General features: G+C 68.5%; 9 protein-coding genes. 5 read left to right on the forward strand and 4 right to left on the reverse strand.

Features of this window, described 5'->3' with window-relative positions; translation table 11 throughout:
• Positions 1-81: 81 nt before the first annotated feature.
• On the reverse strand, positions 82-1,551 hold the full coding sequence (locus G6O54_RS09340) for a DUF2252 domain-containing protein (protein WP_165223708.1): 1,470 nt from the start codon (positions 1,549-1,551) through the stop codon (positions 82-84).
• A gap of 181 nt (positions 1,552-1,732) precedes the next feature.
• On the opposite strand from G6O54_RS09340, the gene G6O54_RS09345 reads away from it, so the two are divergent.
• Positions 1,733-3,151 (forward strand): deoxyribodipyrimidine photo-lyase, encoded by a 1,419-nt coding sequence (locus tag G6O54_RS09345; protein WP_205678719.1) that lies wholly within the window; start codon positions 1,733-1,735, stop codon positions 3,149-3,151.
• Here the strand turns inward: G6O54_RS09345 and G6O54_RS09350 are convergent.
• The 3 genes from G6O54_RS09350 to G6O54_RS09360 form a co-directional block, all read right to left on the reverse strand.
• A complete protein-coding gene (locus tag G6O54_RS09350; RefSeq protein ID WP_165223711.1) occupies positions 3,133-5,412 on the reverse strand; it encodes a DUF4159 domain-containing protein in 2,280 nt (759 codons plus the stop codon). The genes G6O54_RS09345 and G6O54_RS09350 overlap by 19 nt on opposite strands.
• Before the next feature lie 41 nt (positions 5,413-5,453).
• Positions 5,454-7,763, reverse strand: coding sequence for a DUF4159 domain-containing protein (locus tag G6O54_RS09355; RefSeq protein ID WP_250846789.1), 2,310 nt, complete (start codon positions 7,761-7,763; stop codon positions 5,454-5,456).
• A 96-nt stretch (positions 7,764-7,859) separates the two neighbouring features.
• On the reverse strand, positions 7,860-8,936 hold the full coding sequence (locus G6O54_RS09360) for a hypothetical protein (RefSeq protein WP_165223714.1): 1,077 nt from the start codon (positions 8,934-8,936) through the stop codon (positions 7,860-7,862).
• A 770-nt stretch (positions 8,937-9,706) separates the two neighbouring features.
• Here G6O54_RS09360 and G6O54_RS09365 point away from each other — a divergent pair.
• The 4 genes from G6O54_RS09365 to G6O54_RS09380 all read left to right on the forward strand — a co-directional run bounded on the left by G6O54_RS09365 (position 9,707) and on the right by G6O54_RS09380 (position 16,202).
• The gene (locus tag G6O54_RS09365) at positions 9,707-10,735 is read left to right on the forward strand and encodes an AAA family ATPase (RefSeq protein WP_250846790.1); all 1,029 of its coding nucleotides are present in this window, start codon (positions 9,707-9,709) and stop codon (positions 10,733-10,735) included.
• Positions 10,736-10,805: 70 nt separating this feature from the next.
• Entirely contained in the window at positions 10,806-11,705 is a 900-nt protein-coding gene (locus G6O54_RS09370) for a DUF58 domain-containing protein (RefSeq protein ID WP_165223717.1), read from the forward strand.
• A gap of 7 nt (positions 11,706-11,712) precedes the next feature.
• Complete coding sequence (locus G6O54_RS09375; protein ID WP_165223720.1) at positions 11,713-13,917, forward strand: BatA domain-containing protein; 2,205 nt, start codon at positions 11,713-11,715, stop codon at positions 13,915-13,917.
• A gap of 50 nt (positions 13,918-13,967) precedes the next feature.
• Positions 13,968-16,202: a glutamine amidotransferase gene (locus tag G6O54_RS09380; RefSeq protein WP_165223723.1), complete on the forward strand. Its 2,235-nt coding sequence runs from the start codon at positions 13,968-13,970 to the stop codon at positions 16,200-16,202.
• Positions 16,203-16,212 lie beyond the last annotated feature (10 nt).

Below are 16,212 nucleotides of genomic sequence, written 5' to 3' on the forward strand. Positions count from 1 at the left end.
CGGGGCGGATGCAATCCCCGAACGATTCTCGCATAGCAGGAGACGGCTGTCATCGTTCGGGAGCACAGGTGCATCATGCTCTCATCTCGTCTCCCCGGAGCCCTTCTCCGCCGGTGTCTCGATGACCGCCCGGATCCGCCCGGACTTCACCGCCTTCACCAGGGCCTTGTGGTCCTGCTCGGTCTGGTCGGCGTAGGCGACGGCGAAGTCGGCGATCGCCTGGTCGAAGGTTTCGGCCTTGCCCAGGTAGCCGGCGATCTCCGCGGGCTCGCCAGAGCGGGCGTGGGCGCGGGCGACGGTCCAGCCGCAGAGGCCGGCGTACTGGAGCATCGTCCCCGGCGTGTAGGTCTCGACCGCCGGCTTGATCTTCATGTCCTTGAGCTGGCGGACGTGATAGTGAGTGCCCCCTTCCAGTTCGGTCCAGCCGAGGAAGAGGTCGCTCGCCGACTGCATCAGGCGGCAGCCGTTGACGACCCTCCGGCCGTGATTGGAATAGATGCTCTCGCCCGCGTAGGGTTCCAGCACGGAGGGCCTCGCTTCCTTGACCTGAAGGAGGAGCGGGTCGTCCTCGTTCGCCAGCAGGAGGACGACCGAGCACCAGGTCCCCACGCTCCCCACCCCGACCACCTTCATGGCGATGTCCCTGAGGGTGAATCGGTCCAGCAGCCGCTTGCGGTCGTCGGGCAGGCTCGCGCGATAGCCGGCGAAGGCCGTCAGCACCCGCGAGGTGAACTCCTCTTCTCCGTCGGCGGGGAGGTGGAAGATCTCGGGCGGGCAGTCCTTGATGGTCGCCTCGCGGCCGACGATCTCCGCGAGCCTGGGGTCGGCGTGCTCGCGGGCGCTCTGCTGCTGGGCCTTGTCGAGCCGCTTCCGGACCGCCTTCCGCACCCCTTCGTCCTGGATCCGCGGGATGAGGCTCTCCAGGTCGGCCCGCTGATACCAGACGTCGAGGACCCGCATCGACGCGAACGCCGCCATGCTCTCCCGGTAGGACCGGACGCACGCCTGCGCCGCCTCCCGCGACTGGGCTGCCGTGAAGCCGTTGTTCCTCCCCGCCAGGACGAAGCTGGCCGCCAGCCGTTTCACGTCCCATTCCCAGGGGGCCGGCAGGGTCTCGTCGAAGTCGTTGATGTCGAAGACCAGCCGGCGCTCGGGCGTGGCGAAGCCGCCGAAGTTCATCAGGTGGCAATCCCCGCAGGCCTGGACGCGCAGGCCCGTCGCGGGCGTGCCGGCGAGGTCGGCCGCCATGGTGATCGCGGCCCCCCGGAAGAAGGCGAACGGCGAGGCCATCATCCGCCCGTATCGGACCGGGATCAGCTCCGGGATCCGTCCCTTGCTGGATTCCTCCAGGAGCGCGATCGGATCGGGCCGGTCGGCCTTCGGCTTCCACTTCGCGTGCGAGCTCCGGGGACATTCCGACCGCAAGGCCCGGCCTCGAAGCGAGGCCGCCTCGCGGCGGCTCCCGGCCTTGCCCGACGGGGGCTTCTCCTCGAGCGCAGCCTCCGGCTGAGGTCGCGTGCCGCCGTTGCCGTTCACCTGGCCTTCCAGCATGGTCGCCCTCCCGCGATTCCGGTGATGAGATGCGAGCGTGACCGTCTCGATCCGCCCCGAAGCTTACCGCAAGAGCGAGCGGCTTGCGCGGGCCATCCCCGGGGCTGGCCGGCCGACTACAATGGGCGCGAGGCCCGGCGGCTCTCGGTCCTCGCCGACGTTACATCAGCGAAAGTCCGGCGTGAACGAAAAAACCCTGGCGAGACTCCTGGCGCCCCATCCCCGCGTCCGCGTCATCCGCCCCGGCGGTCCCGATCCGGCGGGCTCGTGCGTCGTCTACTGGATGCAGCGGGCCCAGCGCGGCGTCGACAACCCGGCGCTGAACATGGCGATCGCCGTTGGGAACGCGGCGGGCCTGCCCGTGATCGCGGTCTTCGGCCTGACCGCGGACTATCCCGGCGCCCAGCGGCGGCACTATCGGTTCCTCGTCGAGGGGCTCGCGGATGCGGGGGCCGACCTGGCGAGGCGGGGAGTCTCCCTGATCGTCCGCCTGGGATCCCCCGCCGACATCGTGCCGGCCTTCGCCGACGAGGTCCGGGCGGCCTTCGTCGTCGGCGACGAGAATCCGGTCCGCGTCGGCATGCTCTGGCGGCAGCGGATCGCGCGGGACCTCCGCGTCCCTTTCCACCTGGTGGATGCCGACGTTGTGGTACCGTCCTCCCTCTTCCCGAACGAGGAGTACGCCGCGCGAACGATCCGGCCGAAGATCCATCGAGTCCTGGACGAGTTCCTCAGGCCCCTTCCGGAGGTCTCGGCGCGGCATCCCTGGCCCGAAGCGGCGTTGCTTCGGGGCGAGGCGATCGACGCGGACGGACTCATGGCGCGGCTCAGGGTCGGCGGCGCCGCCGAGGTCCCTGGGTACGTCGGCGGCACGCGCGAGGCCCTCCGCCGGCTCCGGCGGTTCGCCCGCGAGCGGCTCGATCGCTATGCCCGCGACCGCAACGAGCCGACGCCCTACACCACATCCGAGCTCTCCGCGCACCTGCACTTCGGCCACATCAGCCCGGTCACGATCGCGCTTCTTGCCCGCGAATCCGACGCCCCGGAGGAGGACGTCGCGGCGATCCTGGAGGAGCTGATCGTCCGCCGCGAGCTCTCGGTCAACTTCGTCGCTCGGAATCCGAATTACGACCGCCTGGCCGCGTGCCCCGCGTGGGCCCTGAAGACCCTGGCCGACCACGCCGGCGATCCCCGGCCGGTCCGCTACTCGGCCCGTCAGCTCGAGGAGGCCGAGACGCACGACCCGCTCTGGAACGCCGCCCAGAAGGAGGTGCTCCTGACGGGACGCATGCACAATTACCTGAGGATGTACTGGGCGAAGAAGATCCTCGAATGGTCCCCCGATGCGGAGTCGGCCTTCGAGGTTGCGCTCGACCTGAACGACCGGTACGAGATGGACGGCCGCGACCCCAACGGGTATGCGGGCGTCGCCTGGGCGATCGGCGGCAAGCACGATCGCCCCTGGCCGGAGCGTCCCATCTTCGGCACGGTCCGCTTCATGAGCTACGAGAGCACCCGGAAGAAGTTCGACTCCGCCGCGTACATCGCCCGGGTGCGGGAGATCGAGCGGGGCGGGCCGCCTCAGGGCAGCGTGGAATAGATGACGATGTTGCCGGCGATCTCGATGGCCGACTTGTAATCGTAGCCCTTGCAGTCGAGTCCGGAATGGCGCTCGAGGGCGCAGCCGATGTCGTACTTGGAGTAGATGATGGCCCAGTGGCCGTCGATCTTGACCCCCTCGAGCTGGGGGAAGTCCTTGCCGCCGCCGGCGGCCTTCGTGTACTGGCAGGCGGAGAGGTCGAAGCCGACCTTGTAGAGCGTGTCATCCTTGGGGATGGGGACCATCGGGTTGTTGGGCAGCAGCTCGGCGACGAAGCGTCGGAAGGCGGCGTCGAAGGCGGGGCTGCCGCAGGCGGCGTCGCCGAAGATCGTCCCCCCTCCGGGCTGGAGGTGCCGCCGCAGCGCGTCCATGTCGTCCTTGTTGAACGAGAAGGCGGCCCGACCGTGGAGGTACGCGAGGGGGTAGTAGATGAGCGAGGGGTCGCCGGGGAGCATCTCCTTGTGGTTGATGACGACGTCGAAGGAGAGCGGGGCCTTGCGGAGGACATCCATGAGGTTGGGGATCGCCAGAGGGGCCACATTCCACTGGCCGCCATGCTCCAGCTTGGCGATCCGCAGCGCGCCGCGCTTTGCGGGATCCGCCTTGAAGTTGTGGACCTCGCGGACGACGAGCTTGTCGGCGGGCAGCTCGCGGCCGGTGGCGTAGTCGACGATGTTCTGGCCGACCTTCGTCGCCAGGATCACGGCGGTGTTGTCGGGCGAGCGTTCGGCCTGGTTCCAGTAGCAGGAGAGGTCCTTCGGGGAGTAGATGACGACGGTCCGGCAACCGTGCTCGATCCCCCAGAGCGGATAGGCGCCCGGCGTGATCAGGTGGCGGGCCCGCCAGACCGGGTGATCGTCGGAGAGGGGGCGAAGCTTGTACTCCTCCTCCGGGAAGACGCGCCGCATCAGGTCCTTGAAGCCCTCGTCGAACTTCTTGCTGCCGCAGCAGGCGTCGGCGAAGAGGAACCCTCCCTGCTCGACGAAGTCGCGGAGGTTCTTGCGGGCGATCTCGTCGAGCTCCGGGGCCTGGTGGCCGTTGAAGAAGAGGATCTGGGCCTGCATCAGGTCGGCGACCGTCGCGCTGGAGGGGTTGACGACCTGCCAGGTGAGCAGGCTCTTCCAGTCGCGGGAGACGACCGAGACGAGGTTGCGGATGTCGTCGGGGTCGTTGTTCCAGTCGCCCCGAGGCCCGTGCACCAGCTTGTTGATCAGCACCGGGGCGCGGCCCTTGGCCAGGAACAGGAGGGCGAAGCTCGTCGCCACGGTGGGGGCCTCGCCGACGCCTCGCCAGAATCCTCCCAGCCGGTCCTGGGCGCGGACGAGCTCCTCGGCGCCGAGGCGATACCAGTCGTGGTTGCCGAAGAACCGGATGCCCGCGAGCCGCCCGGCGCGCTCCAGGCCGTAGAGGAAGTACAGCTTCCACTGCTGCCCCATCGGGAAATTCTGGCCCACGCTGAAGTTCGAGGCCAGCCAGTCGATGCCGCGCTGGAGGTTCGAGTTGATCGATCCCTGGCCGCAGTTGCGGATCGCGTCCTGCTCGAGGAACTCCGCGCCCTGGAATCGCTTGGAGCCGGTGATGACCAGGCTGGAGATCCCCGCGCAGGTCATGCTCGACGTCGAGAGCAGGTCCCCGGCGTGGTAGCCCCAGCCTCCATCCCGCCGCTGGGCCTTCTCCCAGTAGGAACGGGCCTGCTCCCAGGTGATCGCGTTGACCGGGACGCCGGCCTCGGCGGCGGCGTTGAGCCCGAGTAACGCGTACTGGGTGTTCGAGTTGTCCCCCCCCTGGGGGACTGCGGTGTAGCTCCAGGAGCCGGCCGTCATCTGGTCCTTGCGCTTGATCTGGGCCGACTCCAGCCAGGTGACGTTCGCCGCCATCCGGAGCTGGTCCTTCTCCGGCTCCGCCGCCTGGAAGACCATGGTCTGGAGGGCGATGGCGTAAGTGCTGTTCAGGTCCTGCGGCCCGAATTTGCGGAGGTAGTCGAGCGCCTTGCGGATCGTCGGCGAGTCCGGCTTCTCCCCGGCGGTCAGGAGGGCCAGGGTGATCAGGCTGGTGGTCCCGGTCTTGGCCTGCTCGTTGGTGTCCTGCCAGGAGCCGTCATCCCGCTGCTCCTGCTTGAGGTAGCGGATGCCGTCGCGGATCGCCCGCTCGACCTCCTCCCGCGTGATCGCGCCGCGCGCGGTGGTCGCCGGGCCGATCAGCGAGGCCGTGCCGACGAGGGACGTCACGAGGAGGGGCAGGAATCGAGCATGGCGAATCATGGGGCGATCTCGAAGGGGCGGATTCAATCGGCCGACCGGGGTCACGGCAACGTCGCGTGGATGACGATGTTGGCCGCGATCCGGAGCGCGGACTCGTAAGTATAACCCTTGCAGTCGAGGCCGGAATGGCGCTCGAGGGCGCAGCCGATGTCGAACTTGGAATAGATGATGGCCCAGTGGCCGTCGATCTTGACCCCCTCGAGCTGGGGGAAGTCCTTGCCGCCGCCGGCGGCCTTCGTGTACTGGCAGTCCGAGAGGTCGAAGCCGACCTTGCGGCTGTAGACCGGATCGTCGCGGGGGATCGCCACCAGCGGCCCGTCCGGCAGCAGCTCGGCGACGAAGCGTCGGAAGGCGGCGTCGAAGGCCGGGCTGCCGCAGGCGGCATCGCCGAAGATCGTCCCCCCTCCGGGCTGGAGGTGCCGCCGCAGCGCGTCCATGTCGCCCTTGCTGAACGAGAAGGCGGCCCGGCCGTGGAGGTAGAGCAGCGGATAGTAGACGAGGCCTGGGTCGGACGGCGAAAGCTCCTTGTGGTTGATGACGACGTCGAACGAGAGCGGCGGCCTGCGGAGCGCGTCCATGAGGTTGGGGATCGCCAGCGGCGCCACGTTCCACTGGCCGCCGTGCTGGAGCTTGGCGATCCGCAGCGCGTTGCGGGGGGGCAGCTCGGCCCGGAAGTCCTTCACCTCGCGGACGACGAGCTTGTCGGGGGGCAGCTCGCGGCCGGTGGCGTAGTCGACGATGTTCTGGCCGACCTTCGTCGCCAGGATCACGGCGGCGTTGTCCGGTGAGCGTTCGGCCTGGTTCCAGTAGCAGGAGAGGTCCTTCGGGGAGTAGATGACGACGGTCCGGCAACCGTGCTCGATCCCCCAGAGCGGATAGGCGCCCGGCGTGATCAGGTGGCGGGCCCGCCAGACCGGGTGATCGTCGGAGAGGGGGCGAAGCTTGTATTCCTCCTCCGGGAAGACGCGCCGCATCAGGTCCTTGAAGCCCTCGTCGAACTCCTTGTTGCCGCAGCAGGCGTCGGCGAGGAGGAATCCCCCCTGCTCGACGAAATCGCGGAGCCTGTTGCGGGCCGTCTCGTCAAGATCCGGGACCCGATGGCCGTTGAGGAATGCCACGGGGGCCTGAAGCAGGTCGGCCGTCGAGGCCGTCGAGGGGTCGACGACCTGCCAGGTGAGGAGGCTCTTCCAGTCGCGGGAGACGGTCGAGACGAGATTGCGGACGTCGTCGGGATCGTTGTTCCAGTCGCCCCGCGGGCCATGTCGGAGCTTGTTGATCAGCACCGGGGCCCGGCCCTTGGCCAGGAAGAGGACGGCGAAGCTCGTCGCCACGTTCCGATCGGCCTCGACGAGCACCCCTTCCCAGTATCCGCCGAGCCGGTTCTGGTCGTGGACGAGCTCCTCGGCACCGAGGCGATACCAGTCATGGTTGCCGAAGAACCGGATGCCCGCGAGCCGCCCGGCGCGCTCCAGGCCGTAGAGGTAGTAGTACTTCCACTGCTGGCCGTTGCCGACGTTCTGCCCGACCTGGAAGTGGGACGCCAGCCAGTCGATGCCCTGCTGGAGGCCCCGGCTGCCGCTGCCCACCTTGCCGCAGTTGACGATCTCGTCCCCCCGCAGCGATTCCATGCCCTGCGATCGCTTCAAGCCCGTGATGACCAGGCTGGAGAGCCCCGCGCAGGTCATGCTCGCACTCCGGGCCTCGAGGTCCGGCTTGTAGGTCCAGGCCCCGTCGAGCTTCTGGCTCCGCTCCCAGTAGCCGCGCGCCAGGGCCCAGACTTCCGGCTTGACGGGGACGCCGGCCTCGACGGCCGCGTTCAGGCCGAGCAGGGCATACTGGGTGTTGGAGTTGTCGCCCGGCTGGGACCGCTTGGACCGCGAGTAGCTCCAGGATCCGGGCCAGGGGACCGGGTCGTCCGCCCGGATCTGGGCGGTCTCCAGCCAGCCCGCATTGTTCGCGATCCGGAGCAGATCCTTATCGGGCTCCGCCGCCGCGAAGACCATGGTCTGGAGGGCGATGGCATAGGTGCTGTTGAGGTCATCCGGGCCGAATCGCCTGAGGAACCCGAGCGCCGAGCGGATCGTCGGCGAGTCGGTCGTCTCCCCGGCGGTGAGCAGGGCGAGGGTCACCAGGCTAGTGGTGCCGGTCCTGGCATCGTCCACGGCGTCATGCCACGAGCCGTCGGCCCTCTGCTGCTGCTTGAGATAGCGGACGCCCTCGCGGATGGAACGCTCCACCTCGTCCCGCGTCACGCCGGCGAGCACGGGGACGGTCCAGAACGAGCCCCCGAGGACCGCGGCGGCCGCGACGGCGGAGAACATCCTGGCCAGGTGGATCGAGGGGAACTGCATGGCGGGCCTCCAGCCCGGGCCCCGTCGTGGTCGAGGTGAACCCTGCGATCGAGGACCCTACTATGACCGATGTCCGGGGCCCGCGACAAGGGGATCTCAGGGCCGGGCCGGCGGGGTCGCCCGGGACATGCCCGCGATCGCGGGGCCTTCCCCCAGCTCGGGGCGGATCGGGCTCCTCCTCGGTCCTCCGCTGATCTTCGAACAGCCGTAAGCCGTCCGCCCGTCCGCGGCCACGACCGGCGGTATCGGCTCGCAGCCCTCCGCGATCGTCGTCGGCCGGGCTCCGGGCCGGAGCCGCGGTCCCCCGGTCCGCGGATCGATCTCCAGCGGCACGCAGATCATCTCCATCGAATCCGCCCGGTCGTCGCGGCCTAGGTGGATGAGGGCGAGCTCGCCGTCGCGAGAGACCGACAGGATCGGATAGCGCTGCAGCCGCTTCCCGGCCCCGCGTCGCTCCGGCTGATCGTCGAGGAGCAGGCCGCACGCCTCGATGGCCGTCGCGTCGGGGTCCAGGCGGAACCACCAGAAGGACGTGGACTGCTCCTGATTCCCCCTCGAGTCGTACCGCAGGGAGATCAGCGTGGCCACGGCGAGCGTCCCGTAGCGCGGATCCGAGCAGAGGGAGGGATCGGCGAGGAAACAGGGGACGGTCGAAGGCGGCGGGCATCGCCACTCGAGCTCTCGGGGCGCCCCGCCCTCTTCCGCCATCGCACCGGCGGCCTCCTTACCCGGGGCGAAATCGCAGCGGTAGAGCCGCCCGTCGCCCGCCGCGAATATGGTCCTGCCCGGGCGGCCGGGCACCCAGCAGGGCCGGCTCGTGGGCAGCACGTCGGCCCGTATCCGCTCGATGATCTCCCCCCCCGGGAGCCGGAACCTCGCCATCCCGAAGCCCTCCTCCGCGTCGATGCGATAATACCGCCCGACCGCTTCGAGCGCCGCTCCGTCGGACCACGGGGATACCTCCACGAATTCCCATCGCTCCCCCGAGGGCAGGGCCAGCCCGTCGCACCGGCCGCTCTCGCGATCGATCAGATAGAGTCGCCCCTCGTCCTTCCCGGAGGCATCCTGGCGGACTTCGAAGATCGATCCCCAGCGAGCCGTCCACCGCGGCCTCGATCCCCCCCGCTCGGCCCCGCCCAGGGCGACGATCAGGGCGACCAGGGTCGTGAGCACTCCGACGAACACAACACCGCGACAAATGACGTGAAAATACTTTAACATGTTAGTTAAGTCCATGGGAATCCCCGCGGGGGCGCATCCGGCGCGATTCGGGGTGTCCGATGACCGCGAGGTGCCTCGCGATCATCGCTGCGGGTGGGAAACCTAGGCGGGAGGGCCCATCGGCGAGCGGCCGTGGATGAGGCGGGAAGGGTGTCCCCTTGAGGCCGCTCGGGCTCTGCTCTTCCACGCAATTCTAGGACTGAGGCTCCTTGCAGGGCAACCCGTCTTCCCGGGGTTGGACCCGTATGGGCGCCGGTTGCACGACGAACTTCGTTTTCCAACCAGAGTTTGCGGCGAATGTGGAATTCCGGAGAATTATGTCCGGATTCGCATTGATGCTTGGGTGGTGTCGCTGCGTCCCGGCGATGACGAGCGAGCCTGTCCGCGATCCGAGCCACCGCCGGAGGCGTCCCGGGCCGAGACGGCGAGGCGTGGAGCCCTTCGGGCCGGCGGCCCAGGATCGCACCTTTCCGACGACACAGACTTCTCTCGGTATGCCGGACGAGTGGCGCCAAGCCGCCGATCGGGCCCCGCTTCGCTTGAATCCCCCGGTCGCGAGGCTCTACAATGGTCGCACCTGATCATCCGTCGTCGGCCGGGGGCCGTCCGAGGGGGCTCTCGAGGCGCGACTCGCCTCGAGCGACGTCGCGATCGGGCACGTTCCGTCCACTCGCCCGGGGCGTCGCCGGGCTTTTCCTCGAGATGGCAGGTCGGATTCTCGCATGTCTACAGCCGGCGACCGGATCACGCAACTCCTCGACGAGTTCCGCCATTCCCGCGACGTCATGGTTGCCGAGCTGAACAAGGTCATCATCGGCCAGCGCGAGGTGGTCGAGCTGATCCTGGCGGCGATCTTCACGAGGGGCCACGTGCTCCTGGTGGGCGTGCCGGGGCTCGCCAAGACCCTGATGGTCAGCTCGATCGCGCGGATCCTCGACGTCGGATTCAAGCGGATCCAGTTCACCCCCGACCTGATGCCGTCGGACATCACCGGCACCAACGTCCTGGAGGAGCCGGAGGCCGGCAAGCGCGCCTTCCGGTTCGTCCCCGGGCCGATCTTCTCCAACATCATCCTCGCCGACGAGATCAACCGGACCCCCCCCAAGACCCAGGCGGCGCTCCTCCAGGCCATGCAGGAGCGCGAGGTCACCGTCGGCCAGGAGACGCTCCACCTCCCCGAGCCCTTCTTCGTCATCGCCACCCAGAACCCGATCGAGCAGGAGGGGACCTACCCGCTCCCCGAGGCCCAACTCGACCGCTTCATGTTCGACGTCCGAATCGGCTATCCCACGCTCGAGGAGGAGAAGCGGATCCTCCTGGCGACGACCAAGGGTGAGTCCCAGGAGCTGAAGAAGGTCCTCTCCGCCAAGGCGATCGTGAACCTCCAGAAGCTGGTGATCTCGGTGCCGGTCTCGGAGTACACCGTCGACTACGTGACGCGGCTGGTGCGGGCGACCCGGCCGGCCGACGAGAAGTCGCCCCAGTTCATCAAGGACCTGGTGGACTACGGCGCCGGCCCGCGGGCCGGCCAGAACCTGATCCTCGCCGGCAAGGCCATGGCCGCCATGGACGGCCGCTACAGCGTCTCGCTCGACGACGTCCGCAAGGTCGCCATCCCGGTCCTGAGGCATCGCATCAGCGTGAACTTCCAGGCCCAGGCCGAGGGCCAGACCACCGACAGCATCATCAAGCGCCTCGTCGCCGAGATCCGCGAGCCGGAGACGCCGAAGTACGAGAAGAAGGGCGGCTGAGGCCCTCGCCCCGAGTTGAGCACGCGGACGTTGCACCTCTCCCCCCGGCGGACACCCCAGGAGGCGCCGCTTGGCCGGAACCGCCGAGAAATACCTGAAGCCCGAGGTCATCCGCCAGGTGGCGCGGCTGGACCTCCGCGCCAAGTTCATCGTCGAGGGGTTCATCGCCGGGCTCCACGCCAGCCCCTTCCAGGGCTTCTCCGTGGAGTTCTCCGAGCACCGCAAGTACTCGCCCGGCGACAACATCTCGGACATCGACTGGAACGTCTTCGCCAAGACCGACCGCTTCTACGTCAAGAAGTTCCAGGCCGAGACCAACCTCACCGGCTACATCGTGATGGACCTCTCCGGGTCGATGGGCTACACCTATCGCCAGGAGCTGACCAAGTTCGAGTACTGCATCAGCCTGGCCGCCGCCCTCACCTACCTGATGATCCACCAGCAGGATCCCGTCGGCCTCGTCGCCTTCGACACCAAGGTCCGCCAGAGCCTGGCGCCGGGGAGCAAGCGGTCGCAGCTCGCCAATATGCTCTCGCTGCTGGCGAAGCTCAGGCCGACCGGCGAGACCGACATCGAGGCCAGCCTCAACCAGGTCGCCAGCATGATCCGCCATCGCAGCCTGATCATGATCTTCAGCGACCTCCTGGGCGAGCCGGAATCGATCCGCAGGGCCCTCCACCGCCTCCGGTTCGGCGGCAACGACGTGATCCTCTTCCACGTCCTGGACGAGGCCGAGGCCGTCTTCCCCTTCGACGGCATGCTCCGGCTCGAGGACAACGAGACCGGCGAGACCATCGAGGTGGACGCCGACGCCATCAAGGCCGACTATCTGGAGGAGGTCGAGAGCTTCCGCTCCGGCTTCAAGACCGACTGCATCCGCGCCCGCATGGACTACGTGTCGCTCCACACCGGAATGCCCTTCGACAAGGCGCTGATGTCGTACCTGCTGAGCCGACAGGCCCGAGGGTGACCGCACCATGGAATTCTCCCTCATCAACGCGGGACTCGCCGCCGGCGCGGCGCTCGCGGCCCTGCCGGTCATCCTCCACCTGTTCATGCGGCAGACGCCCAAGCACGTCATCTTCCCGGCGCTTCGCCTGGTCCGCGAGCGGCAGAAGCGGTCCAAGAAGCGGATGCGGATCAAGAACTGGCTCCTCCTGCTGGCCCGGATGGCCGTCCTGGCCCTCATGGCCCTGGCCCTGGCCCGGCCGACGCTGAACTCCCAGGTCTCGCTCGGCGACGAGTCCGTCCCCACCGCGCTGGGCCTGGTCTTCGACACCAGCCTCTCCATGGGCTACAAGGAGAACGACAAGACCCGGCTCGATGAGGCCAAGGAGCGGGCGCTCGCCATCCTCGACAAGGTCCCGGACTCCAGCCTCATCTTCCCGGTGAACTCGGCCGAGCCCGGCGTCCCGGTGGGCCTCTCGCCGGCCGCGGCCCGGAAGTGGATCGACAACCTGGCGATCCGCCCCGTGAATCGCACCCTGAACGCCGCCGTGGGCCGGACCTACCCGGTGGTGGCCGAGTGCGACCGGCCCCGTCGCGAGGTCTTCGTCTTCACCGACCTGACCCGCTCCGCGTGGAACCCGGGCGAGCACGCCGCCGGGCTCGACCAGGCCGCCAAGATCCTCAAGGAAGGGCACGGCGGCAAGATCTCCACCTTCATCATCCGGCTGGGGCCGAAGGAGCTCCAGGACGTGGCCATCGACGCCGCCGAGCCGGCCTCGCAGGTCGCCACCCAGGGCGAGGAGATGGAGGTCCGCGTCCGCGTCAGGAATTCCGGCAGCCAGCCCGCCTCACGCGTCGTCGAGTTCTACCTGGACGGCGTCAAGAAGGGGGCCAAGCCCATCGAGATCCCGCCGGGTCAGCAGCCCGAGGTCACCTTCCTCACGCCCCCTCGGCTCCAGGACGCGGAGCTCCATCGCGGCGAGGTCCGGCTCACCGGCGCCCCCGACCCGCTCGACTTCAACGACCGCCGATACTTCACCTTTCGCGTCCGCCCGGCCCTCAAGGTGCTGCTGATCGCCGAGGCCGCCATCGACGCCGACTTCGTCGCCGCCGCCCTGGATCCCGACCCGGTCCCGGGCTCGCCGCGGACCGTCCAGCTCAGCCGGGCACGACCGGGCGAGCTCGTCTCCCGCTTCCGCGACACGCTCAAGGATCAGGCCGCCGTCTTCCTGCTCAACGTCCCGGCCCTGGACGAGGAGGCCTGGGGGCTGCTCAACGCCTACGTCCATCAGGGTGGGGGGCTCGTCGTCGGGCTCGGCAACCGCTGCCAGGCCGCCAACTACAACGGCGCGACGGCCGCCCAGGTGCTCGCGGCGGGGCTCGACACCGTGCAGAGCCCGCGCAAGGAGGCGATGTTCGGCTCGATCGCCGACTTCACCCACCCTCTCTTCCAGGGCTACGCCAAGGACATGGAGCCGCTCCTGGCCATCACCCCGGTCTATCGCTACTGGTCCCTCAAGCCCGCCAAGGAGGCGCGTGTCCTCCTCAACCTCTCCGACAACGCCCCGGCGCTCCTGGAACGGACCTTCAAGGGGGCCAGGCCGGGCCGGTCGCTCCTCTGGAGCACCCCATTGTCTCGACGCGCCGACCGCAGGGATCCCGCGGCCTGGAACGAGTTCCCCCTGCCGGATTCCGGATGGCCCTTCCTGGTGCTCATGAACCGAACCGTCCCCTACCTGGCCGGGACCTCCAGCGAACAGTTCACCTATGAGGCCGGCGAGAACGTCCTCCTGACCCTGCCGCAGGGGACGCGCTACAACAACTTCACGCTCACCGGGCCGGATGCGAAGAGCCCCGAGTCGATCCCCCCGCCCACGTCCGGCGAGGTCCTCGAGATCATCGCCCCCCAGGCCATCGGGCAGTGGTCGGTCACCGCCAAGGACGCCGACAACAAGCCGTCGAAACTGGGCTTCAGCCTCAATCCGCCCCGCGCGGAGAGCCAGTTCAACCCGCTCGAGACCGCCGACCTCGACGCGATCTTCGGCAAGGACGGCTACGTCCTGGCCCAGGATGACAAGGCGCTCCGCGACGCCGTGGACACCGCCCGCGTCGGCCGCGAGCTGTTCCCCTGGCTGATGATGCTCATCCTGATCATCGTCACCCTCGAGACCGTCCTGGCCAACACGTTCTACAAGGAAGCACAGAGGCCGGATACCGCCGCCGCACCGGCCTGATCCTCCCAGAGCCGAGCCGGCCCGATCGTAGCGGAGAGTCGAGCGACATCATGTTCCATGGCTTCAGCGTCTCCTTCAACCCGGTCGAGCCGAAGCTGCTGTTCGTGACGGCCGCGGTGGCCGTCGTCATCCTGACGGTCTGGGCCTACGCCAGGAAGCTCCGCGGCTCAACCGGCGGGTGGCGGTGGGTGGCGCTGGGGCTCCGGCTGACGGCCATCCTCCTCTGCCTGCTCGCGGCGCTCCGGCCGTCGGTCGTGCTCCAGGAGAAGAAGCGGCAGGCCGCGGACCTGGTCTTCCTGATCGACAGCAGCAAGAGCATGGCCCTCGGCGACGAGATCCGCGGCCAGACCCGCTGGGCCGTCGGCAAGCAGGCGATGGAAGAAGGCATGGAAGCCGCCAGGGGGCTGGGGCCGAACCTGGACGTGGTCCCGCTCCGCTTCGATTCCTCCCTGGCCGATGCGCTCACCGAGGGCAAGCTCCCCGCGGAGCCCTCCGGCAGCGAGACCCAGCTCGGCACCGCCATGCTCGAGGCCGAGAAGCGGGCCAGCCAGGATGGCAAGCGGATCGCCCGGATGATCGTGATCTCGGATTTCGTCTCGAACAGCGGCACCAATCCGCTGGTCGTCGCCCGCACCCTTCGCGATCACCAGGTCCCGGTGGTCACGGTCGGCCTCGGGGCGGAGAACGCCGGCAAGCAGTCCCGCGACATTGCCGTCCGCGACATCGTCGCGGCGCCCACGGTCTTCGTGAAGAACCAGCTCGAAGTCCGCGGCACGCTCGTCTCCCGCGGCTATCCCGGCCAGCCCGTGAAGGTCGACCTGTATGTGGAGGGGCAGACCGCCCCCGTGGCGAGCACCCAGGTCAAGGTCCCCGACGGCGCCGAGTCCGCCCCGATCGCGGGCCTGAAGTACGTCCCGCAGACGCCCGGGGAGAAGCTCATCTCCCTCAAGGTCACGCCCCTCGACGGCGAGTTCATCACGTCGAACAACGACATCAGCACGTTCGTCACCGTCCTCAGCGGCGGCCTGAACGTGATGTTCCTCCAGGGGCCCAATTTCACCTGGGATTATCGCTACCTGCTCCGGTCGACGATGACATCTCAGGTGATCCAGGTCGAGGGCTTCGTGATCCGCAAGCCCGTGCAGGGGGACGCGAGCGAGGTCGACGATGCCGAGTTCGCGCCGGGCAAGTACAACGTGTACGTCCTCAGCGACCTCCCCGCGAATTTTCTCCCCCCACGCCAGCACCGGCTCCTGGCCGAGGCCGTGAAGAAGGGGGCCGGCCTGATGATGCTCGGCGGCCGGACGAGCTTCGGGGCAGGGGGGTGGGCCGAGACGGCGCTCACCGACGTGCTCCCCGTCGAGATCCATCCGGGAGACGGCCAGCTCGAGCCGGAGGGAGGGGTTAAGTTCGTCCCCAGCAATACCGGCCTGAACAGCTACCTGCTCCAGATCGGCGCCAGCAAGGAGGAAACGGCGAAGCTCTGGGAGATGATGCCGCCGGTCCTGGGTACCAACCGCTTCAGCGGTCCCAAGGGGGGTGCCGAGATCCTCGCCCAGACCGGCGGCGCGGTCGTCGAGCCACTTCTCGTCACGGCGCAGGTGGGATCGGGCCGGGTCGTCGCCTACGGGGGCGATACCTGGGTCTGGCCGAGGTCCTCCGAGGAAGGCCGGCTCGCCCACCGCAAGTTCTGGCGGAACGTGATCTTCTGGCTCTCCCACAAGGAGAACGAGGGGGACACCCAGGTGAAGCTGGCCCTCGACCGGCGGCGAATCGGCGTGGGCCAGAAGGTCGAGATGACCGTCACGGCCCGCGATGCCAAGGGGGCAAACCTCTCGGGCGTGACCTACGAGACGAAGGTCGAGCGCGAGGGATTGAGCCCGACGCCGGAGCCGGTGGACCTGTACACCCAGGGTGACGAGGCACGGGGCTCGTACGCCGCGGTCGGCCAGCCGGGCGCGTACAAGGTGACGGTGATCGGCCGCAAGGACGGCCACGAGATCGGCCGCGACTCCTCACGGTTCCTCGTCTACCAGGACGACCGTGAGCTCGAGAATCAGTCCGCCGACCTCGCCCTCGCCCGTCAGATCGCCGAGATCACCGGCGGCGAATCCATCCCGCGCGAGACCCTGGCGAAATACCTCAAGTCGATCGACCAGTCCCAGTTCACCGAGTATCTCAGCCCGACCGAGCACAAGGTCTGGGACAACTGGCCATTCCTGCTGATCTTCACCGCCATCCTCACCCTGGAGTGGTGGATCCGCAAACGCCACGGCTGGGTGTGAAATTCGGCCC

This window comes from Aquisphaera insulae (assembly GCF_011064615.1).
Taxonomy (GTDB): Bacteria; Planctomycetota; Planctomycetia; order Isosphaerales; family Isosphaeraceae; genus Aquisphaera; species Aquisphaera insulae.

Bases quoted from the DNA above. Each gene is read 5' to 3' on its own strand.
- G6O54_RS09340 (WP_165223708.1), bottom strand. From the start codon at position 1,551: ATGCTGGAAGGCCAGGTGAACGGCAACGGCGGCACGCGACCTCAGCCG.
- G6O54_RS09350 (WP_165223711.1), bottom strand. From the start codon at position 5,412: ATGATTCGCCATGCTCGATTCCTGCCCCTCCTCGTGACGTCCCTCGTC.
- G6O54_RS09355 (WP_250846789.1), bottom strand. From the start codon at position 7,763: ATGCAGTTCCCCTCGATCCACCTGGCCAGGATGTTCTCCGCCGTCGCG.
- G6O54_RS09365 (WP_250846790.1), top strand. From the start codon at position 9,707: ATGTCTACAGCCGGCGACCGGATCACGCAACTCCTCGACGAGTTCCGC.
- G6O54_RS09375 (WP_165223720.1), top strand. From the start codon at position 11,713: ATGGAATTCTCCCTCATCAACGCGGGACTCGCCGCCGGCGCGGCGCTC.
- G6O54_RS09380 (WP_165223723.1), top strand. From the start codon at position 13,968: ATGTTCCATGGCTTCAGCGTCTCCTTCAACCCGGTCGAGCCGAAGCTG.